This is a genomic window from Pseudacidovorax sp. NFM-22 (assembly GCF_021401245.1).
Classification (GTDB): domain Bacteria; phylum Pseudomonadota; class Gammaproteobacteria; order Burkholderiales; family Burkholderiaceae_C; genus Xenophilus.
Genome location: NZ_JACBFY010000006.1, coordinates 227,446 through 249,993, shown reverse-complemented (window position 1 = coordinate 249,993; position 22,548 = coordinate 227,446). Strand labels below are relative to the sequence as shown.

Sequence of the window (22,548 nt, the reverse complement as noted above, 5' to 3'; positions counted from 1 at the left end):
CTCACCAAGCCCGACCCTTGGGTCGCCGCTGCAGAGGCAAGCGCGTGGGCGCCGGGGACGGCGTCGGCGGCGTAGCCACCACCGCCGGCACATCGGCAGCCGCCGTCTCGGCGGCAGACTCCACCACGGGCGCCGGCGCCGAGAACAGATCAACCGGCGGCTGCACAGCCATCTCCAGCGCCGCCCATCGGGCCTCCGCCCATTTGTGCAGGCCCAGGCCCATGGCCGCGTGCAGCGCATAGTTGCGGTTGTCCAGCTGCTCGTTGCGCGGGCGCCGCTTGACCCACTTGTAGGCGTCGCGGCCCTGGACCTTCGCCAGCACCCGTTGCTCGGCGGTGAGCTGCTCATAGAACTCGCGGGGGAGCTCATTGGAGAAGTGGACATAACCGGGCCCAGCCTGCTCGATGGCGAGCTGACCCAGCAGCAGATCCTTAGCCGCATCCGTGCCCACGCGCCACAGTTTGATGCCGCGCGCGACCTTCTTCCCGCGCCAATCCACGTCCTGCAATCCACTTGCCCCTAGGATGGGGACCGACTCGTTGCCATCGCCCTTGATGGCGCGCAGCTGGGACAGCACGTGCTGTGCGGAGCGCACCCAGTTGTAGACGGCCTGTGTCTGGTCGGAGCTGTCGATGCTGGTCGCGCTGATGCCCAGGCTTCCACCATGCCAGTCCTGCCGATACCGGCGCTGCAGCTGCACGGTGACGGCTGACCATTCCTCATCCACCGCAGGGTTGCCCTCGATCACGACGACATCAACCACCCATGATTCCATTCCGCGGCCCCAGCCATAGACCGTGATTTCCCAGCGGTTGCGCTGGACGTCGACGCCAGCGGTGAGGACGAGACAGCCCTTGGGCACCGTGCACAGCTTGTAGGACTCCGCGCGCGCCTGCAGGGCATGGCCGTCCGTACGCTCGCCCGCCAGCTCCCACGTCTCGCCCAACGTCTCGTTGACGAAGAGCTGCATTGGGCCGGCGTCGCCCTTCTCCAGCGCCTTGAGGGCGTTCTCGAACTCTTCGACGATGTCCGACCACGCACGCTGCGGGCTGTACGCCGTCCACACATGCACGCCCAGCGAGCGGGGCGGCCGACACGGCATGCCGGCGTCATCGCGCCAAATGCGATCCCGCCCGTAGCGCTTGCCCGTACGCTCGCAGATCCATACGCCCTGCATGGGCACGCCGCCGCGCAGGTAGTCGGCCTGCGTGATGGATTCCCGGCAGTGGGGGCACACGTGCCGGACTTTCTTGGGGTGCCCCCTGTCCCACTTGAACCCGTAGGGCTTGTCCTTGCCGCCCCACATGAGCGGATGGTCAAGACCGCAGTGCGGGCACTCGATGTGGAAGCGCACGAAGCCCTCGGCCTCGGTCGCTGCGTCCTCGATGTGGCAGAGGCCTTTGAGCAGGGGCGTGGAGCCGCACACGAGCTTGGGATACGGCGCACCCTCCAGGCGCCCACGCGCCAGGCCGCGCGGCGGGCCGGCCTTCTCGATGCTGCGGTCGAACTTGCTGATCTCGTCGAGGATGGACACCGCCACCGTGATCCGGCGGAAAGCGCGGGCGGCCTTGCCGCCGAGCAGGTGCGTCACGCTGTCCCGAAAGCTCTTGAGCTTGATGGTCTCGTCGTTGGCACCCTTGCCGCGCTTGCGGGCCTTATTGACCGCCGGCACTCCAGTGACGGGGTCAAGCAACGGATCGATCTCGCTCTTGACGTAGCTGTCCCGGTCGTCGTCGGTGGGCTGCCACAGCGCCTGCTTCCGGCGGCGGTGCGCGATGTTGTAGCAAACGAACGCGGTGACCATCTTCGTGTAGCCGACCCGCTTGGCCTTCATCACGTCCAGCTCTTCGATCCGGTCATCGCTCATGAAGTCGAGGATGCCGACCTGAAAGGCCCAGGCCACCCACGCCCCTTTCTGGTGGCTGCTCTCGCCTGCGAGCTTGAACTCGTCCGCAGCCCAGTCACCGAGCCGCTGCGGCGGATCGGCGCGCAGGCTGTCCAGGCCGAGGCGCACAGCGGCCTTTATGGCGGCTGCAGTCTCCGGGTGCAGCACCGGCGGATTCATCGTCATTCCGCGAAGCCCTCCGCCTCACCAATGTCCATTGCGTCTTCCTCGCCCTCGTCGGCCATCATGGCGTCCACCTCGTCGGAGACCAGCCGCTCCGTTCCCTTGATCCACTCGTTGCGGGCCTGCGCGATGACCTGCAGGACTGCGACCTTTGCCTCGTCAGGCAGATCGGGCACAGCCTTGCGCAGCGTGCCCTCCAGCTGGTCGAAGCGGTCGACCACCGCACTGGCCGCCCGCGCCAGCACGTCGGCCAGCAGGCCCACGGCCGCGTATTCCTTGCGCGCGACCTGGTTCTTGATGGCCTGCCCGATGCGCTGCTCGCGGGCGAGCGCAGCGCGCTCCTGCACGAGGTCGAGCCCGCCCGCCTCGGCACCCGCCCTGCCCGCCGCCTGATCCCGCAGGCGCTCGCAGTAGCCGAGGAGCCAGGCCTGCGCCGTCTCGCCGCGGGCAATCACGCCCTCGCTCACGAGCTGGCTGACACGGGCCTCACTGACGCCGATCAACTGCGCGAACTCCGCTTGAGAGATCGACTGCTCCAGTAGAGGGATGACCTTCACTTAACCCCCTTAGGAGAGTCGATGAACAGTCCGAAGGCGCGGTGCGAATTACCCGCACTCGACCCACCCCGGAAGAACCTAACCCCCCGGGGGGGGTGGGCCGGGTCGGCCGCCTCCCCGCGGGGCCGGTCGCCCTGGGCTGGGCCGTGGTGGAACGTCGGCCGTGTTCCACGCGAAACGTGTCGAAGGCCGTCGACCATGAAACGACCGCGTGTGTTCCACGCGAAACGTACTGAGGGCAGCGTCTCCGTCATCACACCCCCGCCGCCTGACGGATGCGGTAGCGCATGCGGCGCGCGAGGACTTCGCTTGCCTGGGCCTCGGCCGCGATGTCGTCCATGCTGATCCTCGGCGCGTAGCCAGGCGTCCGCACGAACAGCAGCACCGGCACGAGGTCCACGTCGTGCGTGCCCCGCGCCGCCCACACGCCGGGCGCCAGATGCCGAGTGCGGCCACCGCGCAGCCGGCCATAGGCCACGAAGTAGCGCACGCCCAGCGTGGTCATGTAGACCCTGCGCGCAGCAACCGAACCGATGCCCTGTTGGTTGCGCAGCTGCGCCTTGCGCCGGTCGGTCATGTTGGCGCGGTAGCCCTGCTCTCCGCTGGCCTGCAGGTAGCTGATGAGCTGCGATAGGAAGGCGCCGCGCAGGTTGCCGCGACCGTCATCACTGCCCGGGTACGGCGTGCGCGGGATAGCCGTCTGCATACCCACAGGCAGGATGCCAGCCCGCCGCAGTGCAACCTCACTGCGTTTGTCGGCGCGCCGCCCTCCGAACTCCTGCGCCTGGAGCACATGCTGCGGATCAACGCCGATCTTGCCGCCGGGCGACCATGTGCCACGCGAATCGAGCGTGGGGATGATGCGCGCGGTGAGGTTCTCGGGCGTGGCCTGCACCACCTTCGGAGAGCGGGCAATGAACGGCGTGGGCCTGTCGAAGGCGCTGGTGAGCGCCGACACCATCACGCCGCGCACCTTGAAGGCGGTGTCGTTGATGGCCGCAGCCTGCACGGCGCGCATCTGCGGCCCCGTGAGCTTGTCGGCGAGGTGGCGCACCTTGTCGATGCCGGTGATGGTCGCGTCAATGCGCATGGCCTGTCTCCATCTTCCGCAGGGCATTGCGCACCCGCGCTGCGTACACCGGGAATTGCTCGCCCCGGCCTGCCTCGAATGCCTTGCGGTCCCAGGGCGGCAGACCGAGCTTGACGCCCATCGCGACGATGCCGTCTGCCGTCTCGTCCCATGCCCGCGCCGAGCCTGCCGACGATGGCGCTGCGGTCACCTCGTCCGTCCAGCGGCGGCCATGCAGCCACGAGGACAGCATCGGAATCAGGTGCTCGCGCCCCTCGGCCTTGAGCCGCAGCCATTCCGGCCCGTGCGCCTGTGCCGTGGCCGCCGCGAGGATGCGCTGCTGCAGAGCGGGGTCCGGCGCCAGAGCTACCCACTGCCGCCGAGCCCGCTCCTGCGCCTTGCGGCGCGGGTACACCGCGACGAGGGCCTCGAAGGCAGCCATATCCGGCGCGGGGCGTGCCCCGGGTTTCGGTGGGGGATCGGCTCGGCGGACGTGTTCGCCCCCCGCGACGGCGGGGGGTATGGGGGGCTTTGATTCCTTGACGATTAAATGACGATTAGTGTCCGCGTGGCGAACTGGTACCGGTCCGCGTGGCGGACTGGTGGGGTTCGCGTGGCGGACCGGTACGCCTGGCGGACCGGTCCGCGTGGCGGACTGGTCAGGCGCATTTGGTGACGGCTCGCCCGCTGCATCTGCAGCGAATTTCTCGGGTTCAACCCAGTACGTCGTCTTGCGCCCATTCGTTCGGTTGGCACGCACGATGCCCGCCGACTCCAGCCAGCCAATCGCCTCGATCACTGCCGTCCTGCCGTAGCACGTCCGCTCACAGATGCGGTCGATGCTGGGCCAGCAGAACCCCTCATCGTTCGCCATGTCCGCGAGCGCGATCAAGACCGCCTTCGCCGGCGGCCTCATGCTCAACGGCCAGCACAGGCCCATGATTCGCGTACTCACTGCGCCCCGCTCACAGATCCACCACCGGCGCCGGCCGCATCCGCCCGCGGAGCATCGCAACGGCATGGCCCACGGATGCAATCAGCTCCTGGCCCATCGCCTCTGCCCGTCGAACCTGATTCCGGGTGACCTGCCCTTCGCCCACGAGCACGGCATCTGCCAGTGCGCGCACGAAGTCGGCCTGCGCCACCTCAAGGCGCATGACGGCCTCGACGGGCTCGCCGCCCGCCTGGTCGGGCGTGGCCCGCGTGCACACGTAGCCCAGCGCCGCGGCCATCGCGTGCAGGACATGGGCCCGGCCGCTGAATAGCTGTGCAGCCACCAATTCGGTAGGCCGCAGGAAGTGCGTCGTGTTGTTGGGGTTCGCCTTGTGGGTGAGCGTGCCCACCGGCAGGCCCATGCGAGGCGCCAGGCTCTCGACACCACCCGGCCCACCATGGACCACGTGATAGGCGGCGTCATCAATCGACATGGGGCCTGCCCTGTCGGGCGCGCCCTCATCGTCGACATGGCCGCCGCCGGTCGACATCGAGAAACTGCAGTGCACGGAAAGGACTCCCCCAAATGAGCACGGAAACACCCCGACACGGCAACGACGCGCCTACGGTGCTGGATCGGCTTGACGCCCTGGAATTTGTGGTCGGCCAGCTCGCGCTGGCAATCGAGGCGGACAGCGCGGACATGCGCGCTCGCCTCCCCTCGCGCCCAACTGGCATCGGTTGCGAGGACGGCAATGCGGAGCCCTTCACGGTGGATGGGTTCCGGGAATGGCTGGAGCTGTGTGTCCAGCGGATGGAAGCGCACGAGAGCGCGCCGGCCGTACTGCGGGCCGCCATTAGCCGGGCGGCCCGCGGCATCTCTGGGCAGGGCGCCCCGGAGAGCAAGCCGGGTGCCGCGGCTCTGGCATGCTGCCGCGGCTAACCATGGACTGCACCCTGAACAGGCAGGTCAAAGAGGCCCAACGATTCGGGCGGCCGTGCAGAGCGGTGCGCGGAACCCCGCCCAACGAGCTCCGGCCAGATCTCGTGCCAATCGTCAGGGCGAAGATCCTGCCTCCGCACCATTCCACCCGTGGCACGCTCGATGCGTACGCAGTATTTCGGATCGGGCTTTCGCTCACGGTAGCCGTGCTGCCACTGCCGCACCTGCGAATCGCTCTTTGCACCGACGGCCGCCCTCAGCTCCGCGACGGTGAGTCCGCAGCGCTGCTTCAGATAGGCGTCAAGTAGCATGGGCCGGAATTCTGTAGCAAACGCTACCTTTTCACAAGTAGCAACCGCTACCGTAGCGAATGCTACTGTGTGCGGCATGTCTTTCGATCCTCAAGAGCAGCGCCGCCGCCGGCTCTCCGAACTAGCCGAGACCCGCGGCGGGAAGACTGCGCTTGGGCGCCTGCTCGGCTATCGAGACGGTGCTTACATCGGCCAACTTCTACGGGGAGAGCGGCCAATCAATGAAAAAACTCTAGCTCTTTGGGCCGAGCGGCAACCAGACATCGCCCGCCAAATGGTGATAGGCGAGGCTGTCTCGCAAGGGCTTCCGGCGGGCGCGATTCCGGTGCCTCCGGGAAAGCAGCGGGAAATTGTGGTTGTCGGCAAGGTTGCTGGGGGCCTTCCCGAACGCATATGGAACGATGGCGATCAGCCAATTGGAGCGACAGACCGTGTGGGAGCCGTTATCAGCACTGATCCCCTGGCATTTCTTTGTGAAGTTACCGAAGACAGCATGGTGCCAAAGTACGTGCCAGGCGATTTTGCTTTGGTTGAGCCTGGCACAGAGCCAGAACTTGAGGATGACGTCATCGTGAGGCTTCACACGGGCGAAACCTTGCTTAAACGCTTGCTTAGTAGGCGCAACGGATATAGGTTTGGTAGCTATAACAATTCCACTGTCCTCTCGTTCCCTAGTGAAGATGTAACTTGGATTTATTACGTTGCCTACCCGGTTCCCCGGCGCAAAATTAAACAGCGCTGGTGATCCACCAAAAAAAGGAAGACTATGAATAACGCGCGACAACTTTTCTTGTGCATGTTTCTATCTTCCTTCTCACTATCGCACGCGCAGGTAAAAATAGACATTGCTGAGCCAAATTTTCCGCCCCGCTTCACAGGATATGACTGCGGTCAGATTGCCTCTCGGCTAGCCGCTCTCAAGCCGCAAAAGGATGAGTTTGAGTCGACAGAACAGTTTCAGGATCGGCTAGACGCTTTATTGGCCTCACCCATATACGGGGCGGTGACCGGCATTGACCCATTAATCTTGGCAAAGCGGCTTGAGCCCAGTCAAGTAACCTACGACGCCGATCGGCACGTCATGTCCGTTTCATTCGGCAATCTATCCAACTCTTTTGCCCTACAACCGAAAGCAGCTGTATTCATTCCCGGCACGATCATTAAAGCAGAGAGGCCAACGACACGAGAGTACGCCGCAACCAATGGTTATGGGGCAAGGGTAAACGTCACTGAGTTACGCAGAGAGGTCTGCGGCGCAGGATTCACCAATCTAAAGGCGTTCTCAATCTCAAAGGTAAATTTTCAGACATCTTTTGAAGTTCCGACAGAGGAAGCAAGAACTCTGAAAGAAAGATTGAGCCTAGCCTTTGTTGGCACTTTAACGGCGCCCTACGTCGGGAAGTACTTCAACTCAATTTCGCCGACCTTCAACTCTCCCACGTCTCTCATTGAAACCGGGCCGGCAGTGGCAATGCGCTTAGATGAAGTGAGAGTTTTCGACAGCGCCACAGGTCGTGTTTACTCCGCAGTGAGAGTTGACGCTAAATAGCAGAACAGAATCGTCTTAAAAATCTTCAGCCTCTAAGACATATTCGAGCTGAAGCTGTTTGACGACCCGCGCCACATCATGCCGCCATTGTGCAATGGGCGTGTTCGTGCGCACGGTCCAGTTTGGAGCATCTACGTCCTCTGAACTTACCCCTACGACACGGAATGCGTTCTGGGCCTCACCCGCGAGTACCGGGGGACAGAGTTCAGCCACTCTCGCGATGAGCATGGCTTGCAACTCCAAAGCTGTGCGACCTTCCCTAGACATGCCATAGCTTAGCCCACCAAGTCACTCACGCAATCTACTGACCCGTCGGTCAAAAAAAACCAGCGTAAGCCACTCGCCCACGAGTAGCGTTTGCTATTGCGTGTCCAAGTAGCGTTTGCTACAGTCCGCCGCAGTCCGATGTGATGAGTTCCACGCCCTCGCGTGGAGTCCGTCGGCCGGAGCGACACGTGAAGACTTACCGGTGCTACTACACGCCAAAGAGCCCCTTCGGCAACCTGGCCCCATCAGACGCAGGCGTGATGCCCTTCGTGCAGGTGCAGGCCAACAACGCAGAGGGCGCGCAGCGCGCAGCCCATCACGTCACGGGCTGCCCCATCGCCGAGGCCGAGCGCCTTGACGACGTCGTCGCCTGACTCGCGCCACCTCGGAGTCAACCGACATGGGCGCGCTCGTCACGACGACAGCAGCAGCCGGCGCCGCGCGCGCCGTCATCCAGATCCGCCAGCGCGGTGCACGCCGCCAGGCGTTCTACCGCGAGGTAGAAGGCACTCGGCGGTGCAACTGGATCACCCTCCCCGTCCCTGCGGCTGAAAAGGCGCTGAAACGCGGCCTGCTCGACATGGGGTTCGGCCACACGCTGCCCGCTGTCTCGCTGGAAGACGCGGAGGCCGAAGAGCGCCGCGACCAGATGGACCGTCGCGAGTTCGACAACATCGAGCGGGGGCTGAACGCCGAGCGCAGCATGCCGGAGGTGCCCTACTGCATTCCCGAATCGTGGAGTGCCGCCGGAAGCTATTGGCTTGCCTATCCCCGCGCGCCGCAGGCCGCCGAGCTGTACGACGTCATGAACCCAGGCGCGTCGATCCGCAGCGGCTACCTCGCCACCGTCGACGACTTCGGCTTCCTCGTGCCGGTTCGCAGCTCGGGAGCGCTGCTGTGATCAGCGCAGCACGCAAAGCCAGCATCAAGCGGCACGCCACCGACTGGGCGCTCGGCGCCATCGTCGCGACGTTCATCCTGGCGCTCACGGTGGGCAAGGACGAAGCGCCTCCGCCGCCCCCGCCCGCCGTGGCCGACGCCATCGAGGGCGCTCGCCTGGCTGCCCGCGAGCGCGACCTACCCGAGCCGTGGCCGCCCCGGTGACGCGTTGGAGCCCGCCATGCCGCAGCCCACCCCACCCACGGACACCCGGCCCGCGCGCCGCACGCGCGCCGAACTGATCACGCTCATCACCGAGGCCCAGGCCGAAGCCGAAGAGGCCAAGGACCGGCGCAAATCCATCACGCCGATCCTGTCCGCCATCGCAGCCATGTGCATGGTTGCGCTGCTGCTGGGCTTCTATCTCGGAGGCAAGTAGCCATGAAGACGTCTGGCATCTTCTTTCTGCGGCGCCCGCCGTACCGCGTGCAGCTGGCGTCTCCGCGCGATGGGCACGGCCACGGCTGGCAGCTGCTGCTCGGCGAGCGCCATTCGCAGCGGGGCATCCAGATGCTTGCCGCCATGTGGCTCGGCCCGGAGGCGGACGCGTTCATGCAGGCCCACCCCGAATTGAAGGCCGGCGACTGCCTGGACCTGCAGCTTGACCGGCTGCACGTCAGCCGGGACGAGATCGTCGGCTTCGTCGAGCGCGGCGATTTGGCTCCGCCGCGCTGGCCCGCCGCCGCCGAGGACCCCTCGGCCCTTCCCACGCCCCCGCAGGTTGTGTCCTGCGGCGTTCACCCCCTCACTCCCTCATCCCCTCACATGCCTCATTCCATCGTGGCCCTCGCCACTGTGAAGAAGCGGGCCCAGGAAGCCGCGCGCGCACGAAAGTCCGCCGACGAAGCCTGCCCCTACCCCTTCGAGAGCGCTGCCGCAGGCAGCTTCAAGGCCTACTACGAAGCCGAGATCCAGCGCATGCAGGCAGAGCAGGCCGAGCAGGCCGGCGCGGCGCAAGAGGCCTCGCAGGAGGGCCAACCGTCATGAGCAGCTGGATGCTGACCCCCAGCGGCGGGGAATACCACCTTGACGGCGTCGATTCCTTCACCGACGACGGGCGCCCCGTCAACGTGCACGATGTGGCGCACCAGCTCGCGCTGATCAACCGCTTCCATGGCGCGACCTCGCGGCCGTACAGCGTGGCCGAGCACTCCCTGCTGTGCTGCGACATCGCCGAGCAGCTCGGCCGCTCGGTGCATGTGCAGATGGCCGCGCTTTGGCACGACGCGCACGAGTGCGCGACGCAAGACCTGAGCAGCCCCGCCAAGAGAGCCGTAAACCGCGTTGCCTGCGCCGGCGGCGGCACCAGCGCATGGACGGTCTTCGAGGCGGGGCATGCGAAGCGCTTCCGCCGCGCGCTGGGCCTGGAAACGGTCTTCGTGACGGCCAGGGCAGTGATCAGGCAGATCGACCTGATCGCGCTCGCCACCGAGCGCCGAGACCTGACGGCATGGAACGCCGAACGCAATGCGCCCTGGGCAGTGCTGTGCGACGAAGACCCGGCGGAGCGCATCGAGCCCGTGGACTGGGTGCGCCTGAACACGCGGGAGCGTGGGCAGATGGCGTGGCAGGACTGGCGCCAAGCCTTCCTTGATCGCTTCGACGCGCTGGAGCACGCCCGCCAGCTGCAGCGGAGCCCGGCATGCTGACCCCGCAATTCCTGCTGCCGCTGGCGGCCAAGCTGGTCATCGATCTGTTCGCCGGCGGCGGCGGCGCGTCGACTGGCATCGAGCAAGCCATCGGCCGCCCGGTGGACGTGGCGATCAACCACGATGCCGAGGCCATCGGCATGCACGAGATCAACCACCCGCAGACGCGCCATTACCGCGCCGACATCCGCGAGGTTGACCCGCTGGCGGTGACGCGCGGCCAGGCCGTGGGCTTGCTGCATGCCTCGCCGGACTGCACGCACCACTCGCAGGCGCTCGGCGGGCAGCCACGCAAGGCCGAAATCCGTTCGCTCGCATGGCAGGTGCTGCGCTGGGCTGGCAAGACGCGGCCCGACGTCATCACGCTGGAGAACGTCGAGCAGATGCTGCTGTGGTCGCCGCTGATCGCGAAGCGCGACCCAGCGACCGGGCGCGTGCTCACACTGGAGCGCGTCCGCGACCCCGTGAGCGGCAAGCTCGTGCACCGCGTTGCCGAGCCAGGCGAACGGGTCGCCCGTGGCAGTCAGTTCCTGATCCCCGATCCGAAGCGCAAGGGCAAGAACTGGGACCACTTCGTCGCCGCCCTGAGGGCGCTGGGCTACAAGGTGGAATGGCGCGTGATCTGCAATGCAGATCTGGGTGCGCACAGCACGCGAACGCGGCTGTACATGGTCGCGCGCTGCGATGGCCTGCCCATCGTGTGGCCTGCACAGACGCACGCGAAGCGCCCCCGTGCCGGCCTGCTGGCCCACCGGCCCGCGGCCGAGTGCATCGACTGGAGCATTGCCGGAACGAGCATCTTCGGGCGCAGGAAGCCGCTGGCCGAGGCGACCATGCGGCGCATCGCGCACGGCATGCAGAAGTACGTGCTGGACACGCCGACGCCGTTCATCGTCGAGGGCATTGCTCCGGCTCTTGTGCCGGTCACGCATACGCGGGACACCTCGTTTGACATCGGCAAGCCGTTGCGCACGATCACGACGGCCAAGGGCGGCGAGACGGCCCTCGCCGCGGCGCACCTGGTGCAGATGGGCTATGGCGAGCGCCCCGGCCAGGAACCGCGCTCACTCGATCCGATGAAGCCGCTGGGCACCATCACTGCCGGCGGCCAGAAGTTCGCAACCGCCTCGGCCTACCTCGTGCAGGCCGGCCACGGCGAAGGCAGCCAGGGCGGGAAGCGCTGGAGCCATGGCGCCAACGACGTGACCGGCCCCCTCGGCACCGTGACGGCTAGCGGCGGCGGCCAGAGCCTCGCCGCCGCGTTTATGGTCCAGGCGAACGGCGGTTTCAACACCAGCCACGCCCGCGACCTGCGCGAAGGCGTCTCCACGGTCACCACCTCCGGCAGTCAGCAGCAGCTCACGGCCGCGCACATGGTCACGCTGCGCCGCAACTGCAACAGCCGGGCCATGGATGAGCCCGTGTCGACGGTCACTGCCGGCGCCGAGCATCACGCGCTGGTGCAGTACGCGTTGAGCAAGGAGCACGAGGCCGGCGCGCTGCGCTGCGCCGCCTTCCTGATGCGCTACCACGCCAACGGCGGCCAGTGGGCCGACCTGCGTTACCCCATGACCACGATCACCACACACGACAGGCTCGCGCTGGTCACCGTGTGGCTGCAGGGCGAGCCCTGGGTGATCGTGGATATCACGCTGCGCATGCTGGTGCCGCGCGAGCTGTACAACGCGCAGGACTTCCCGGGCACCTACGTGATCGACCGCACGGCCAGCGGCAAGCCGCTGACCAAGACGGCGCAGGTGCGCATGGCGGGCAACAGCGTGAGCCCACTCCCGATGCGCCTCATCGTGGCCGCGAACTATCGCGAGTTCGAGGCTGAAAGGCTGGCGGCATGACGGCCCTGTATCGACGCGTCATCCATGTGGTCAGCGTATCGGGCGGCAAAGACAGCCTGGCAACGCTGCTCATCGCGCTGGAGCGCTGCGGGCACGCGAACGTAATCGCGATCTTCTGCGACACGGGCAATGAACACGATCTGACCTACGCCTACCTCATCTATCTGGAGCAGGCCCTGGGTATCACTATCGTGCGCCTCAAAGCTGACTTCCGCGAGCAGCTGCTGGCGAAGCGGGCCTTCATCGCCGCCGACGTTCGCACCCGTCGGGAATATGACACCCGGCCCGTGTTCGAGGCGGACGGCAAGACGCCGGTGCCGAAGCGTGATGGTCGCGGAAACATCGTGCTCAACAAGAAGGGCAAGCCCGTCCAAAAGACGGTGAAGGTCGGCGGCGGGCGCCGCGTGCGCTGGTCCAACAAGGCGAAGCGCCGCGCCCTGGCCGTGATGCACCCCACCGGCAACCCGTTCTTGGACCTGTGCATGTGGAAGGGCCGCTTTCCGTCGCGCACGGCCCAGTTCTGCACCGAAGAGCTGAAACGCAACATGGCGGTCGGCTTTCAGTTGGAGCTGATGGAGGCGGGCCACCGCGTCATTTCCTGGCAAGGCGTCCGCCGCGACGAATCGCAGAACCGCGCCGATGCCAAAAAGTGGGAGCGCGTTGGCCATCGCTTGCGGATCGCCCGTCCGCTGGTGGACGCGACTGCAGCCCAAGTGTTCGCTTTGGCGCAGTCCCGCGGCGTCCAGCCGAACCCCCTCTACCTGCAGGACATGAGCCGCGTTGGCTGCATGCCCTGCATCAACTGCAACAAGGCCGAGCTGCGCGCCATCGCCGCACGCTTCCCCGAGCATCCCGCGCGCATCTCTGAATGGGAGCGGATCGTCGGCCAATGCAGCAAGCACGGCTACAGCACCTTCATGGCCGATGCCCACCCAGCCAAGGACCGGCGCGTCGTCTTCGCCGATCTGAACATTTGGGCGCGTGTGGAGTGGTCGAAGACCAGCCGCGGCGGCCGCCAACGCAACCTGCTGGACGACGTCGAAAACGACGGCCTCGGGTGCAGCTCGTCCTATGGCTTGTGCGAGCAGAGCGATGCGCTCTCGGCGCAGGACATCGCCAAGGCGCTCGGTGCACGAGCCGCCTCCAACTTCCTTTCACTGGAACCCGCTTGAAGACCACGACCCTCCCCCCGGGCCGCGATCCGCGCTGGCCGGCTGGTCGGCCTGCATCGCCGCTGTCCGCGTTTCGCCAGATCGCCGCATCGAGCGGCAGCACCATCGGCGCCGCTTTGCAGGAGCACGCTTCCAAGCGCGCGACGAGCACGCGCTCGGTGGAACGCGCCCGCGCCGAAGGCCGCGACCGCAGCACGCTGCACGGCCTCGACAAATCGGGTCGGCATGGCGGCGTCTACACCATGGCGAAGGCCCCCTCGGCAAAGGGAAGGAAGGCATCGTGAGCGCCGACCACATCCCCGCTCCGGCCGGCACCGCCGACCCGTTTGCAGCCTTCGAGCAGACGCCCGCGTTGCTCGCCGCCTGCCAGGCCCTCACGCCCTCCCAGTTGCCGAATGACAGCGAACGCATGTTCGCCGCGTTCTCGGCCACGTATGACGCTGACCCGGCAGACCCCTCGATGGTCGAGGACCTGGCGAAGTTCTGCGACGGCTGGCAGGCCGCCAAGAGCGACGACCCGCCGGCACCACAGCAGTCCAAGGCGACCGCCTCGCCACCCGCCACGATCCCGCTGGCGTTGGTGGATCGACCCGGCGCACCGACCGTTGCGCGCATGCGGGCGGTCTTCGAGAAGATGGTGAACGACACCCCACCGGTGCAGCAGCACGCCGACCTCCGCGCGGTCGAGCGCGACGGCACGCTCTCGCACTACGAAGACGCGCGCACCGACCTGCTTTGGCTCGGCTTCGCGCTCGGCATGCGAGCCTCCGCGCGGCTCGCGGCCGACGAGGCCCAGAAGCCCGACAGCACCCTCAACGTCCTGGCCAACTGCCTGCACGATCACATCACAGCCAATCAGGCGGCGTGGATCGAGTGGAAGCACGGCGCGGGCGCCGAGGCAGCCATGAGATGGATTCAAAACGGCCTCGCGGGCCCAGGCCACATCCCCGACGAGGACGAGCCCTACGGGCGCGAAGCGCAAGCCTACTTTGATGCCAACCAGTCGAACCCAATGCCGAAGTGCTTCTGCGGCCGGCCTTCCAACATCGGTTGGATGGGTCAGGGGTTCTGCAGTGACGCGCACCTCGACAAGGCCCAGAACGACCAACCGCCGGCCGTCAATGGAGGAAGCACAAATGGCTGATCAAAACCCCACGCTGTCGACCAAAGCACCCAGCACGGCAGATATCTGCGCGAAGCTGATGTCCACAGCCCGCGCTGATCACCTGGACTGGGAGGCGCGCATCGTGATCGGCCATGCCATCGGCCGCCTGCAGCAATTTGCCAGAGTGATAGCGCAGCCCGCCGCCAAGCCAGCATTCTGGTATCGACCGCGCTCCGATGGTGGCTACGAGGGCCCTGTGGCCGACGCCGCGTTGGACAACGTGCGCAGGCACTCGGGGGCGTGGACGCCCCTCTACGTTGCCCAGCACGCGCCGGCCACCCACCCCGACATCGAGCGCTACGAGCACCAACGCGCGCTGATGGAGGCGAACCGAAACGAGGCCGCGGACCAGTGGCATGCCGGCATGCCCATGACCGAACGCGAGCGCCGCTTCTTCGAGTACGGATTCGCCAGCGGATGGACTCGCTGCCGCGCGGTAGCCATCGTGAGCCAGCCTAGCGCGATGCTTTCTGCACCTGCTGCCGCAGATGGCGTTTGCATCCACGGCAAGGGCTTTCAGTGCGTGACGTGCTGGCCCCACCCGGCCGCCCCCTCGGATGCGGTCGCTCCCAGCAAGAAAGACCGGGGGCCGGCCCATGGCTGACAAGGTCCACCCCATGACCGAAGAGCAGCGGCGGCGGTGGCGCGATGAAGGCGTCTTTCCCGTTGAATGCTGGGGACAAGGCCCCGGTGCGACGCCCCTTGTGTGCCCCCTGCCCGACCGCGAGTTACTAAGAAAGCTGGCAGAAGCCGTCCCGGCCCATATCCAGACGTCGGGCTGGTACGCGACCGCGCAACGCCACAATCACAAGACGGTGCATGCCTCCGTCTACGGCGACAACTTTCGAGGGATGGGCCGGCAAGCAATCGCCTCCGTCATCAGCGTTGGCGACTACTCGGGGCCTCTCGCTGACTACATCGCCGCAGCGTGCCCCCGGACGATGCTTGCCCTGCTGGACCGCATCGCGGAACTGGAAGCCGCCGTTGCCAAGTTCGGCTCAATCAGCAACGGAGGCCGCCCGCTCGACGGCCGCACTTGGGACGGGGTGCCCTCGTGACGGTCTACGTGGACGACATGCGCGCCCAGTTCGGCCGGATGGTCATGTGTCACATGATCGCCGACACGGACGAGGAACTGCACGCGATGGCCGACCGCATCGGCGTGCAGCGCCGATGGCACCAGGCCCCGCCGCGTCACGACAGCCACTACGACATCGCTTTGACCAAGCGCGCCGCAGCCGTGGCCGCCGGTGCCGTGGAAATCACGTGGCGTCAAGCCGGCCTCATGACGATCCGCCGCCGGGTCACCGGCGCGCTCGGCAAGCCCGAGGATGCGCAGGCATGGGTGGACGAGCATCGCGGGCGCAAGAAGGAGGCCCTCGATGCCTGATCGCGAATGCTTCTGCGACTACGAGCCCGCCGAGTTCTATCACCAGGCCACGCACACCGCCCGCAAGGTGCACCGATGCGCAGAATGCGCGCGAGCCATTCAGCCAGGCGAGCGATACGAGCGCGTACGCGCGAAGTGGGACGGGTCCATCGACATCGTGCGCACGTGCTGTCGCTGCACCGCGCTGCGCGACCACCTTGCCGCCCACGTGCCGCGCTTCTGCTGGACGCATCACAGCTTGCTGGACGATGTCCGCAACGAAATCGAGGCCCTGCCTGCCGAGGCTTACGGCACTGGCCTTTTCTTTGAACTGGGCCGCCTGGCCGTCGCCGTCAAACGCGCGCCCCTCATCACCATAGGGAGCGCTGTATGAGCGACACCGAAGCCCCACCCCAAAAGCTGCTCGTGCCCGCCAAGGAAGCGGCAGCCATGCTTTCGATGGGCCGATCCACGTTCTGGCAGGCCGTCAAGGACGGCCACGTCCCGAAGCCGATCAAGATCGGCAGCGCTACGCGGTGGCGTGTGGCGGACCTGCAGCGGTCTTTTGGCGATCCAGCCAATCAGACCACCACTGCATCAGTGCGCGCCGCTGCGTGAGATAGGTCGCGCGGTTGTATGCCGCGCGCACCGCGTCCGTCTCCTGATGGGCGAGCTGCCGCTCGATCACGTCATGCGGGAAGCCGGACTCTTCATTGAGCACCGTCGACGCCAACGCACGAAAGCCGTGCGCCGTCATCCGCCCGCGGTAGCCGAGGCGATACAGCGCGAAAAGAAAGGTGTTCTCCGAAAGAGGATGCCGGGGCTGGCGTGGCGACTCCAGCACCAATGCACGGTCGCCCGTCAGCTCTTTGAGCTTGGTGAGCACACCCTGCGCCTGGGTGGACATCGGCACGACATGGGGAAGCCTGGCCTTCATGCGCTCGCCAGGTACGACCCAGATCGCCCCGTCTTCGCGCAGCTCATCCCACCGCATGTGTCGAAGCTCCCCCACGCGCACAAACGTGAGCGATAGCAGCTGCAGGCCCAGTCGGGTCACGGGCTCGTCGTAGTCATCAATCAGCTGCAGCAGGCGCCCCGCCTCGGCGGGCGGAAGACTGGCCATGGGCCGTCGCACCTTGCGCGGCTGCAGCACACGCGTTAGGCCCGCAGCCCCGTGGGTTTCGATCAGTCCGGAGTCCTGCGCGAACTCGAAGACCTGAGTGATCCGGCCGGCCACTCGATGCGCTGTCTCGACACGGTCGCCCTCTTGCTGCACGGCCTGCACGATGCTGACCAGTTGCGTGCGCGGAATGTTGTTGATCGGCAGCTTACCGATGCCGGGATAGACGAGCCGTTCCAGCGTGTTCGCCACCTGGATCTGATGCTTCGGGTTGGACAGCCCCGGCAACTTGACCGTCAACCACTGCTTCGCAACCTCTTTGAAGGTGGGAACCCTCGGCGCGGCCGGCGCATCGACGGCGCCAGGCTCGCGCGCTGCGGCATGGGCACGCCGCGCCTCGGCCAGGCTCATCGCAGGGAAGCGGCCATAGGTCCGCGTGCCCTGCTTCCCATCCCGAACATAGTTGGCCCGCCAGCTCTTGCCTCCGGCCGGCGTCACGAACAGGTACAGACCGGCGGTGTCCGCCAGCTTGTAGCCCTTGTCGCGAGGCTTTGCCGCCTCTATCGCCTTCGTCGTCAAACCCATGGTATCGCCCGCCTCCGTACCATGCCCCGTACCATCGCCCGCCTCTGGCTTGGGCGGGACCGATCAAGGGCTGTTCTGGACGATTATGGATGCTCTCCCAATGGAGAGAAGGGACCGAACGCGGCGAGTTGGACGCCGATGGACTACCTTGGATCGATCTTGGCGGAAGCGGTGAGATTCGAACTCACGGACGGTTGCCCGTCGCCGGTTTTCAAGACCGGTGCAATCGACCACTCTGCCACGCTTCCTGGGTCGACCTTCTGCGGCGGTGCCGTTAGGCACCCGAAGGCGAAATGCGGCCGCAAGTGTAAGGGCACCGCCGCGCCCTTCCGCGGCGGCCGCGGCGGCCGCGGCGTCAGTCTGCCCCGTCGCCTTCGGGCAGGAACATCGCTTGCAGGTCGCTCAGAAAATCCATGCCCCGCTCGGTGGGCCACACGCGGTGCAGGTCGCGCGCCAGCAGTCCGCGGGCCTCGGCCTCTTCCAGCGGGCGGCGGATGGCGCTGATGGCCAGGCCGGTGCGCTCGCCGAACTGGGCCAGCGTGAAGCCTTCCTTCAAGCGCAGCGCGTTCAGCATGAACTCGAACGGCAGGTCGGCCAGCGCCACGTCGTCGCTCTGGGCCACGGCCTGGCCGGCCAGGGCCTGCGCCATGTAGCGCTGCGGATCGCGCACGCGCACCTGCCGCACGATGCGGTGGGCAAAGCTCAACTTGCCGTGCGCGCCGGCGCCCAGGCCCAGGTAGTCGCCGAACTGCCAGTAGTTGAGGTTGTGTGTGCAGCTGTGGCCCTGCCTTGCATAGGCCGACACCTCGTAGCGCGCCAGGCCCGCGGCCGCCGTGCGCTCGGTGATGCGGTCGAGCATGGCGTAGGCGATGTCGTCCTCGGGCAGCGCGGGCGGGTGCTTGGCGAAGAAGGTGTTGGGCTCGATGGTCAGGTGGTAGATCGACAGGTGCGGCGGCGCGAGGGCAAGGGCCTGGTCCAGCTCGGCCTCCAGGCCCTGCAGCGTCTGCCCGGGCAGGGCGTACATCAGGTCGAGGTTGAAGGTCTCGAAGGCCTGGGCGGCCTCTTCCACGGCGGCGATGGCTTGGCGGCGGTCGTGCACGCGGCCCAGCGCCTTCAGGTGCGCGTCGTCGAAGCTCTGCACGCCGACCGACAGCCGCGTGACGCCCGCCGCGCGGTAGGCGCGGAAGCGGTCGCGCTCGAAGGTGCCAGGGTTGGCCTCCAGCGTGATCTCGCAGCCGGGCTCCAGCCGCAGGCGGGCGCGCACGGCGCCGAGCAGCCGGTCGATGCTGTCGGGCGCGAACAGGCTGGGCGTGCCGCCACCCATGAAGATGGTGTGCACGGTGCGGCCCCACACCAGCGGCAGCGCGGCGTCCAGGTCGGCGATCAGGGCGTCGATGTAGCGCTGCTCGGGCACCGCGGCGTCAGCGCCCTCGCCGCGCCATTCGTGCGAGTTGAAGTCGCAGTAGGGGCACTTGCGCAGGCACCAGGGCAGGTGGATGTAGAGCGACAGCGGTGGCGATGCGGCCAGCTGCAGCGGGCCGGGCCGCATCATGTGCAGCACGTCGTTGGCCTGCGGCGCGACGGCCACGGCGGGTTGGATCGGGATGCTGCTCATCCGCCCAGGGCCCAGCGCTCGCGCATCAGGGCCAGCATGGCGCGCGCCGCCTGGCCGCGGTGGCTGTGGGCGTTCTTCACCTCGGGCGGCAGTTGCGCGAAGGTCTTGCCGAATTGCGGCAGGAACATCACCGGGTCGAAGCCGAAGCCATGCTCGCCCACGGGCTCGGTGGTGATCTCGCCGACCGCGCGGCCCACGGCCACCAGCGGCTCGGGGTCCTCGGCATGGCGCAGCGCGACCAGCGTGCTGACCAGCGCGGCGCGGCGGTTGGATTCGCCGCTTAGCTGCGCCAGCAGTGCCTTGACGTTGTTGGCATCGCCCTTCTCGTAGCCGAACTGCGTGGCGTAGTAGGCCGTGTCCACGCCGGGCAGGCCACCGAAGACATCCACGCACAGGCCGGCGTCGTCGGCGATGGCGGGCAGACCGGTGGCCGCGCTGGCATGGCGGGCCTTGGCCAGCGCGTTTTCGACGAAGGTGCGGAAGGGCTCTTCCGCCTCGCCCACGCCCAGCTCCGACTGGCGCACGAGCGTCAGGCCCAGCGTGCCGAAGAGCTGCTGCAGCTCGGCCAGCTTGCCCGCGTTGTTGGATGCGAGAACCAGTTTCATGGATGCGCTTTCCGTGCTCACGCCCACTCAGGCGATCTGCAGCGCCTGCTTCTGCAGTTGCACCAGCTCGGCGATGCCCTTGTCGGCCAGCGCGAGCAGCTGGTTCATCTCGTCGCGGCTGAAGGCGGCACCTTCGGCCGTGCCCTGCACCTCCACGAAGTGGCCGGCGCCGGTCATCACGACGTTCATGTCGGTGTCGCAGGCGGAGTCTTCGACGTATTCCAGGTCCAGCAGCGGCGTGCCCTGCACGATGCCGACCGAGATGGCGGCCACATGGCTGCGGATGGGCGACGCGGCCAGCGTGCCGGCGGCGATGAGCTTGGCGACCGCATCGTGCGCCGCCACGAAGGCGCCCGTGATGGCCGCCGTGCGGGTGCCGCCGTCGGCCTGCAGCACGTCGCAGTCGAGGTAGATCGTGCGTTCGCCCAGGGCCGCCAGGTCGAACACGGCGCGCATCGAACGGCCGATGAGGCGCTGGATCTCCTGCGTGCGGCCACTCTGCTTGCCGCGTGCGGCCTCGCGGTCGCCGCGGGTGTGGGTGGCGCGGGGCAGCATGCCGTATTCGGCGGTCACCCAGCCTTCGCCGCTGCCGCGCTTGTGCGGCGGCACCTTCTCTTCGACGGAGGCCGTGCACAGCACGCGTGTCTGGCCGAATTCGATGAGGACGGAGCCTTCGGCATGGATGGTGAAGCCGCGGGTGATGCGCACGGGGCGGAGCTGGTCGGCGGCGCGGGCGCTGCTGCGGATGAAAGGGCTCATGTGAATCTCTGGATCGGAAACGTGGAAAAGCAAGGCGCTGGCCGCGGGCCCGGACGGCTCGCCGTGCAGCACCTTGCGCGGATCAGTTCTTTCGGGCGGCGGAGCGCCGTATCGCCTCGTTGATCTCGGCGATGGAGCGCTCGATGGCGGCCTCGTCGAGCTCGTCGTGGTCTTCCTCGCCCGGCAGCCCGGCCTGGATGCTGGAGGCGAAGACGTCGGCCCCGATGCTGTCGGTGGAAACGCCGGGCTCGGAGCCGGGCGCATCGGGCGTCTCCCACTCCACCGCGATCAGCGTGACATTGTCGGAGTGGCTGCCGCCGCGGCGCAGGGCCATCTCGACGAGTTCGGGCGCCGCATCGGCCACCGGGCGCGCGCCGAGGGTGCGGACCAGCAGCGCGTCCTCGACCACGCTCCAGAGCCCGTCGGAACAGAGCATCAGGCGGTCGCCCTGCTGCAAGGGCAGCGGCTCGGACAGATCGAACAGCGGCGGCACCGGCGAGCCCAGGCAGGTCTGGAGCAGGTTGCGGTTCACCGGCATGGCGCCCCCTTCGGCACGAGGCCGCTCGGCATTGGAATGGTCGCGCGTGCGCACCATCAGCCGATTGCCCCGCACCGCATACAGGCGCGAATCGCCGCAGTGGACCCAGGTGGCGCAACCCTGCTGCAGCACCGCCACCACGATGGTGGTGCGCGGCGTGTCGAGCATGGCCTTGCCGCTGGCGTAACGCATGATCTGCTGGTGGGCCGCCATGACCGCCGCCGCGAGGAAGGCGCGCACGTCCTTGAGCACGGGCCGCGCCTCGCGCTGGAACAGCGCCGCCACGGCCTGCAGCGCGATCTGCGCCGCCACCTCGCCTTCCGGATGGCCGCCCATGCCGTCGGCCAGCACGAACAGCGCCGACTCGCGGGTGTAGCAGTAGCCCATGCGGTCCTCGTTCTTGAGGCGCCCGCCCTTGCGGCTGACCTGGAAGACGGAGAACTTCATGACGCCGCCGGACGGGTGGTGGGCGTGCCGGCCTTGGCCAGCGGCTTGCGCTCCGCGGCACGCATGTTGTCGATCGACAGGCGCATGCGCTCGGCCACCGACAGCTTGGTGTAGCGGCGCTCGCCCTCGCGGCCCAGCTCCTTCTGCAGCGCGAAGACGGACTGGGGCCGCGACAGCGGGTCGAGGGCCATGCACCACTCGACCACCTCGATCAGGTCGTCCGAGTACACGCCGCGCATGCGCGTGAGCGACAGGCCCAGGCGGTCCTTGTCGAGCCGCTGGGGCGCGTCCAGCGGGGGGTAGCCATGCATGCAGGCGTACATGCAGGCGCCCACGGCATAGATGTCGGTCCACGGGCCCATGGAGGAGTCGCGCCGGTACATCTCGGGCGCTGCGAAGCCGGGCGTGTACATGGGCCGCACGAAGTTGCCCTCCTTGGAGAGCACCTCGCGGGCAGCGCCGAAGTCGATCATCACCGCGCGGTCGTCGTCGGTGATGAAGATGTTGGCGGGCTTGATGTCCAGGTGCAGCATCTTGTGCTGGTGCACCACGCGCAGGCCGCGCAGGATCTCGTCGAACAGGGAGCGGATCGTCGACTCGCGCAGCACCTTGGCGCGCTTGAGTTCGCGGGCGGTGACGATGAAGTCCTGGAGCGTGGCGCCTTCCAGGTAGTTCATCACCATGTAGACGGTCTCGTTCTCGCGGAAGAAGTTGAGCACGCTCACCACCGAGGCATGGGCGATCTGCGCCAGGGCCCGGCCCTCCTCGAAGAAGCTCTTGAGTCCGAGCCGGTAGAGCGACAGCTTTTCGGGCGCCACCTGCGGAATGAGGCTGCCGTCCTCGCGCGTCACGAGCGACGAAGGGAGGTATTCCTTGATGGCGACCTGCTGGCCCGCCTTGTCCACCGCCAGGTAGACCACGCCGAAACCGCCGGAGGAAATGCGTCGAACGACTCGGTAGCCACCGATCACCGTGTCCGGCATCAGGGGCGACGGTTTGACCTTTGACATAATCGGAGGCTTCGCCCGAAGAGGT

General features: G+C 67.1%; 30 protein-coding genes, 1 tRNA gene and 1 pseudogene. 18 read left to right on the top strand and 14 right to left on the bottom strand.

The window, feature by feature from the left end:
* Position 1: 1 nt before the first annotated feature.
* From L0984_RS21515 to L0984_RS21495, 6 genes and pseudogenes are all read right to left on the bottom strand, one after another.
* Positions 2 to 2,071 (bottom strand): phage terminase large subunit family protein, encoded by a 2,070-nt coding sequence (locus L0984_RS21515; RefSeq protein WP_234196259.1) that lies wholly within the window; start codon positions 2,069 to 2,071, stop codon positions 2 to 4.
* Positions 2,068 to 2,625: a hypothetical protein gene (locus L0984_RS21510; RefSeq protein WP_234196257.1), complete on the bottom strand. Its 558-nt coding sequence runs from the start codon at positions 2,623 to 2,625 to the stop codon at positions 2,068 to 2,070. The genes L0984_RS21515 and L0984_RS21510 overlap by 4 nt, the downstream gene beginning before the upstream one ends.
* Positions 2,626 to 2,878: 253 nt before the next feature.
* Positions 2,879 to 3,715 carry a hypothetical protein gene (locus tag L0984_RS21505; protein WP_234196255.1) on the bottom strand — a complete coding sequence of 279 codons (837 nt, stop codon included), beginning with the start codon at positions 3,713 to 3,715 and terminating at the stop codon, positions 2,879 to 2,881.
* Positions 3,705 to 4,136 carry a hypothetical protein gene (locus tag L0984_RS21500; protein WP_234196254.1) on the bottom strand — a complete coding sequence of 144 codons (432 nt, stop codon included), beginning with the start codon at positions 4,134 to 4,136 and terminating at the stop codon, positions 3,705 to 3,707. The genes L0984_RS21505 and L0984_RS21500 overlap by 11 nt, the downstream gene beginning before the upstream one ends.
* Positions 4,137 to 4,463: 327 nt before the next feature.
* Positions 4,464 to 4,610 (bottom strand): annotated as a pseudogene (locus L0984_RS30025) (helix-turn-helix domain-containing protein); the annotation flags it as partial.
* A gap of 49 nt (positions 4,611 to 4,659) precedes the next feature.
* Positions 4,660 to 5,178 carry a phage regulatory CII family protein gene (locus L0984_RS21495; RefSeq protein WP_234196252.1) on the bottom strand — a complete coding sequence of 173 codons (519 nt, stop codon included), beginning with the start codon at positions 5,176 to 5,178 and terminating at the stop codon, positions 4,660 to 4,662.
* 35 nt (positions 5,179 to 5,213) lie between these two features.
* Here L0984_RS21495 and L0984_RS21490 point away from each other — a divergent pair, with 35 nt between their 5' ends.
* Positions 5,214 to 5,570 (top strand): hypothetical protein, encoded by a 357-nt coding sequence (locus L0984_RS21490; RefSeq protein ID WP_234196250.1) that lies wholly within the window; start codon positions 5,214 to 5,216, stop codon positions 5,568 to 5,570.
* On the opposite strand, the gene L0984_RS21485 is transcribed toward L0984_RS21490, so the two are convergent.
* Positions 5,567 to 5,881, bottom strand: coding sequence for a transcriptional regulator (locus L0984_RS21485; RefSeq protein ID WP_234196248.1), 315 nt, complete (start codon positions 5,879 to 5,881; stop codon positions 5,567 to 5,569). The two genes, L0984_RS21490 and L0984_RS21485, sit on opposite strands and share 4 nt — an antisense overlap.
* Positions 5,882 to 5,957: 76 nt before the next feature.
* Between L0984_RS21485 and L0984_RS21480 the strand changes: the two genes are divergently transcribed.
* The 17 genes from L0984_RS21480 (at position 5,958) to L0984_RS30020 (ending at position 16,462) form a co-directional block, all read left to right on the top strand.
* Positions 5,958 to 6,626, top strand: a complete 669-nt coding sequence (locus tag L0984_RS21480; protein WP_234196246.1) for a S24 family peptidase — start codon at positions 5,958 to 5,960, stop codon at positions 6,624 to 6,626.
* A gap of 51 nt (positions 6,627 to 6,677) precedes the next feature.
* Positions 6,678 to 7,430: a hypothetical protein gene (locus L0984_RS21475; RefSeq protein WP_234196244.1), complete on the top strand. Its 753-nt coding sequence runs from the start codon at positions 6,678 to 6,680 to the stop codon at positions 7,428 to 7,430.
* A 455-nt stretch (positions 7,431 to 7,885) separates the two neighbouring features.
* The gene (locus L0984_RS21470; protein ID WP_234196242.1) at positions 7,886 to 8,071 is read left to right on the top strand and encodes a hypothetical protein; all 186 of its coding nucleotides are present in this window, start codon (positions 7,886 to 7,888) and stop codon (positions 8,069 to 8,071) included.
* A gap of 26 nt (positions 8,072 to 8,097) precedes the next feature.
* Positions 8,098 to 8,598 carry a hypothetical protein gene (locus L0984_RS21465; protein ID WP_234196240.1) on the top strand — a complete coding sequence of 167 codons (501 nt, stop codon included), beginning with the start codon at positions 8,098 to 8,100 and terminating at the stop codon, positions 8,596 to 8,598.
* Positions 8,595 to 8,801 carry a hypothetical protein gene (locus tag L0984_RS21460; RefSeq protein WP_234196238.1) on the top strand — a complete coding sequence of 69 codons (207 nt, stop codon included), beginning with the start codon at positions 8,595 to 8,597 and terminating at the stop codon, positions 8,799 to 8,801. Before L0984_RS21465 ends, L0984_RS21460 begins: the two co-directional genes overlap by 4 nt.
* Positions 8,802 to 8,817: 16 nt before the next feature.
* Positions 8,818 to 9,015 carry a hypothetical protein gene (locus tag L0984_RS21455; RefSeq protein WP_234196236.1) on the top strand — a complete coding sequence of 66 codons (198 nt, stop codon included), beginning with the start codon at positions 8,818 to 8,820 and terminating at the stop codon, positions 9,013 to 9,015.
* A gap of 2 nt (positions 9,016 to 9,017) precedes the next feature.
* Entirely contained in the window at positions 9,018 to 9,623 is a 606-nt protein-coding gene (locus tag L0984_RS21450; RefSeq protein WP_234196234.1) for a hypothetical protein, read from the top strand.
* Positions 9,620 to 10,285 carry a hypothetical protein gene (locus tag L0984_RS21445; RefSeq protein WP_234196233.1) on the top strand — a complete coding sequence of 222 codons (666 nt, stop codon included), beginning with the start codon at positions 9,620 to 9,622 and terminating at the stop codon, positions 10,283 to 10,285. The genes L0984_RS21450 and L0984_RS21445 overlap by 4 nt, the downstream gene beginning before the upstream one ends.
* The gene (locus L0984_RS21440; protein WP_234196231.1) at positions 10,279 to 12,138 is read left to right on the top strand and encodes a DNA cytosine methyltransferase; all 1,860 of its coding nucleotides are present in this window, start codon (positions 10,279 to 10,281) and stop codon (positions 12,136 to 12,138) included. The genes L0984_RS21445 and L0984_RS21440 overlap by 7 nt, the downstream gene beginning before the upstream one ends.
* Positions 12,135 to 13,310, top strand: coding sequence for a phosphoadenosine phosphosulfate reductase domain-containing protein (locus L0984_RS21435; RefSeq protein WP_234196229.1), 1,176 nt, complete (start codon positions 12,135 to 12,137; stop codon positions 13,308 to 13,310). Before L0984_RS21440 ends, L0984_RS21435 begins: the two co-directional genes overlap by 4 nt.
* A complete protein-coding gene (locus L0984_RS21430) occupies positions 13,307 to 13,594 on the top strand; it encodes a hypothetical protein (RefSeq protein WP_234196226.1) in 288 nt (95 codons plus the stop codon). Before L0984_RS21435 ends, L0984_RS21430 begins: the two co-directional genes overlap by 4 nt.
* Positions 13,591 to 14,454: a hypothetical protein gene (locus tag L0984_RS21425; protein WP_234196224.1), complete on the top strand. Its 864-nt coding sequence runs from the start codon at positions 13,591 to 13,593 to the stop codon at positions 14,452 to 14,454. Before L0984_RS21430 ends, L0984_RS21425 begins: the two co-directional genes overlap by 4 nt.
* Positions 14,447 to 15,079: a hypothetical protein gene (locus tag L0984_RS21420; protein ID WP_234196222.1), complete on the top strand. Its 633-nt coding sequence runs from the start codon at positions 14,447 to 14,449 to the stop codon at positions 15,077 to 15,079. The genes L0984_RS21425 and L0984_RS21420 overlap by 8 nt, the downstream gene beginning before the upstream one ends.
* A 13-nt stretch (positions 15,080 to 15,092) precedes the next feature.
* Positions 15,093 to 15,533: an ead/Ea22-like family protein gene (locus tag L0984_RS21415; protein WP_234196220.1), complete on the top strand. Its 441-nt coding sequence runs from the start codon at positions 15,093 to 15,095 to the stop codon at positions 15,531 to 15,533.
* Positions 15,530 to 15,865 (top strand): DUF4031 domain-containing protein, encoded by a 336-nt coding sequence (locus tag L0984_RS21410; RefSeq protein WP_234196218.1) that lies wholly within the window; start codon positions 15,530 to 15,532, stop codon positions 15,863 to 15,865. Before L0984_RS21415 ends, L0984_RS21410 begins: the two co-directional genes overlap by 4 nt.
* On the top strand, positions 15,858 to 16,238 hold the full coding sequence (locus tag L0984_RS21405; RefSeq protein WP_234196216.1) for a hypothetical protein: 381 nt from the start codon (positions 15,858 to 15,860) through the stop codon (positions 16,236 to 16,238). The genes L0984_RS21410 and L0984_RS21405 overlap by 8 nt, the downstream gene beginning before the upstream one ends.
* Positions 16,235 to 16,462 carry a helix-turn-helix transcriptional regulator gene (locus L0984_RS30020; RefSeq protein ID WP_370646124.1) on the top strand — a complete coding sequence of 76 codons (228 nt, stop codon included), beginning with the start codon at positions 16,235 to 16,237 and terminating at the stop codon, positions 16,460 to 16,462. Before L0984_RS21405 ends, L0984_RS30020 begins: the two co-directional genes overlap by 4 nt.
* Here the strand turns inward: L0984_RS30020 and L0984_RS21395 are convergent.
* From L0984_RS21395 to L0984_RS21365, 7 genes are all read right to left on the bottom strand, one after another.
* Complete coding sequence (locus L0984_RS21395; RefSeq protein ID WP_234196214.1) at positions 16,374 to 17,549, bottom strand: tyrosine-type recombinase/integrase; 1,176 nt, start codon at positions 17,547 to 17,549, stop codon at positions 16,374 to 16,376. The genes L0984_RS30020 and L0984_RS21395 overlap by 89 nt on opposite strands.
* Before the next feature lie 160 nt (positions 17,550 to 17,709).
* Positions 17,710 to 17,797: transfer RNA gene (locus L0984_RS21390), tRNA-Ser, on the bottom strand.
* Between the two features lie 107 nt (positions 17,798 to 17,904).
* Complete coding sequence (hemW, locus tag L0984_RS21385) at positions 17,905 to 19,164, bottom strand: radical SAM family heme chaperone HemW (protein ID WP_234196212.1); 1,260 nt, start codon at positions 19,162 to 19,164, stop codon at positions 17,905 to 17,907.
* On the bottom strand, positions 19,161 to 19,769 hold the full coding sequence (gene rdgB, locus L0984_RS21380; RefSeq protein ID WP_234196210.1) for an RdgB/HAM1 family non-canonical purine NTP pyrophosphatase: 609 nt from the start codon (positions 19,767 to 19,769) through the stop codon (positions 19,161 to 19,163). Before rdgB ends, hemW begins: the two co-directional genes overlap by 4 nt.
* Positions 19,770 to 19,796: 27 nt before the next feature.
* Entirely contained in the window at positions 19,797 to 20,528 is a 732-nt protein-coding gene (rph, locus tag L0984_RS21375) for a ribonuclease PH (RefSeq protein WP_234196208.1), read from the bottom strand.
* 82 nt (positions 20,529 to 20,610) lie between these two features.
* Positions 20,611 to 21,513 carry a PP2C family protein-serine/threonine phosphatase gene (locus L0984_RS21370; RefSeq protein WP_234196206.1) on the bottom strand — a complete coding sequence of 301 codons (903 nt, stop codon included), beginning with the start codon at positions 21,511 to 21,513 and terminating at the stop codon, positions 20,611 to 20,613.
* Positions 21,510 to 22,523, bottom strand: a complete 1,014-nt coding sequence (locus tag L0984_RS21365) for a serine/threonine protein kinase (RefSeq protein WP_234196205.1) — start codon at positions 22,521 to 22,523, stop codon at positions 21,510 to 21,512. The genes L0984_RS21370 and L0984_RS21365 overlap by 4 nt, the downstream gene beginning before the upstream one ends.
* Between the last annotated feature and the right edge of the window lie 25 nt (positions 22,524 to 22,548).

What these genes read in the sequence shown, in the direction of transcription:
- rdgB (WP_234196210.1), bottom strand. Translation starts at nt 19,769, where the DNA reads ATGAAACTGGTTCTCGCATCCAACAACGCGGGCAAGCTGGCCGAGCTG.
- L0984_RS21435 (WP_234196229.1), top strand. Translation starts at nt 12,135, where the DNA reads ATGACGGCCCTGTATCGACGCGTCATCCATGTGGTCAGCGTATCGGGC.
- L0984_RS21485 (WP_234196248.1), bottom strand. Translation starts at nt 5,881, where the DNA reads ATGCTACTTGACGCCTATCTGAAGCAGCGCTGCGGACTCACCGTCGCG.
- L0984_RS21440 (WP_234196231.1), top strand. Translation starts at nt 10,279, where the DNA reads ATGCTGACCCCGCAATTCCTGCTGCCGCTGGCGGCCAAGCTGGTCATC.
- L0984_RS21445 (WP_234196233.1), top strand. Translation starts at nt 9,620, where the DNA reads ATGAGCAGCTGGATGCTGACCCCCAGCGGCGGGGAATACCACCTTGAC.
- L0984_RS21495 (WP_234196252.1), bottom strand. Translation starts at nt 5,178, where the DNA reads ATGTCGACCGGCGGCGGCCATGTCGACGATGAGGGCGCGCCCGACAGG.
- L0984_RS21475 (WP_234196244.1), top strand. Translation starts at nt 6,678, where the DNA reads ATGTTTCTATCTTCCTTCTCACTATCGCACGCGCAGGTAAAAATAGAC.
- L0984_RS21465 (WP_234196240.1), top strand. Translation starts at nt 8,098, where the DNA reads ATGGGCGCGCTCGTCACGACGACAGCAGCAGCCGGCGCCGCGCGCGCC.
- L0984_RS21455 (WP_234196236.1), top strand. Translation starts at nt 8,818, where the DNA reads ATGCCGCAGCCCACCCCACCCACGGACACCCGGCCCGCGCGCCGCACG.
- L0984_RS21395 (WP_234196214.1), bottom strand. Translation starts at nt 17,549, where the DNA reads ATGGGTTTGACGACGAAGGCGATAGAGGCGGCAAAGCCTCGCGACAAG.
- hemW (WP_234196212.1), bottom strand. Translation starts at nt 19,164, where the DNA reads ATGAGCAGCATCCCGATCCAACCCGCCGTGGCCGTCGCGCCGCAGGCC.
- L0984_RS21405 (WP_234196216.1), top strand. Translation starts at nt 15,858, where the DNA reads ATGCCTGATCGCGAATGCTTCTGCGACTACGAGCCCGCCGAGTTCTAT.
- L0984_RS21365 (WP_234196205.1), bottom strand. Translation starts at nt 22,523, where the DNA reads ATGTCAAAGGTCAAACCGTCGCCCCTGATGCCGGACACGGTGATCGGT.
- L0984_RS21490 (WP_234196250.1), top strand. Translation starts at nt 5,214, where the DNA reads ATGAGCACGGAAACACCCCGACACGGCAACGACGCGCCTACGGTGCTG.
- L0984_RS21420 (WP_234196222.1), top strand. Translation starts at nt 14,447, where the DNA reads ATGGCTGATCAAAACCCCACGCTGTCGACCAAAGCACCCAGCACGGCA.
- L0984_RS21480 (WP_234196246.1), top strand. Translation starts at nt 5,958, where the DNA reads ATGTCTTTCGATCCTCAAGAGCAGCGCCGCCGCCGGCTCTCCGAACTA.
- rph (WP_234196208.1), bottom strand. Translation starts at nt 20,528, where the DNA reads ATGAGCCCTTTCATCCGCAGCAGCGCCCGCGCCGCCGACCAGCTCCGC.
- L0984_RS21505 (WP_234196255.1), bottom strand. Translation starts at nt 3,715, where the DNA reads ATGCGCATTGACGCGACCATCACCGGCATCGACAAGGTGCGCCACCTC.
- L0984_RS21415 (WP_234196220.1), top strand. Translation starts at nt 15,093, where the DNA reads ATGACCGAAGAGCAGCGGCGGCGGTGGCGCGATGAAGGCGTCTTTCCC.
- L0984_RS21515 (WP_234196259.1), bottom strand. Translation starts at nt 2,071, where the DNA reads ATGACGATGAATCCGCCGGTGCTGCACCCGGAGACTGCAGCCGCCATA.
- L0984_RS21500 (WP_234196254.1), bottom strand. Translation starts at nt 4,136, where the DNA reads ATGGCTGCCTTCGAGGCCCTCGTCGCGGTGTACCCGCGCCGCAAGGCG.
- L0984_RS30020 (WP_370646124.1), top strand. Translation starts at nt 16,235, where the DNA reads ATGAGCGACACCGAAGCCCCACCCCAAAAGCTGCTCGTGCCCGCCAAG.
- L0984_RS21370 (WP_234196206.1), bottom strand. Translation starts at nt 21,513, where the DNA reads ATGAAGTTCTCCGTCTTCCAGGTCAGCCGCAAGGGCGGGCGCCTCAAG.
- L0984_RS21450 (WP_234196234.1), top strand. Translation starts at nt 9,018, where the DNA reads ATGAAGACGTCTGGCATCTTCTTTCTGCGGCGCCCGCCGTACCGCGTG.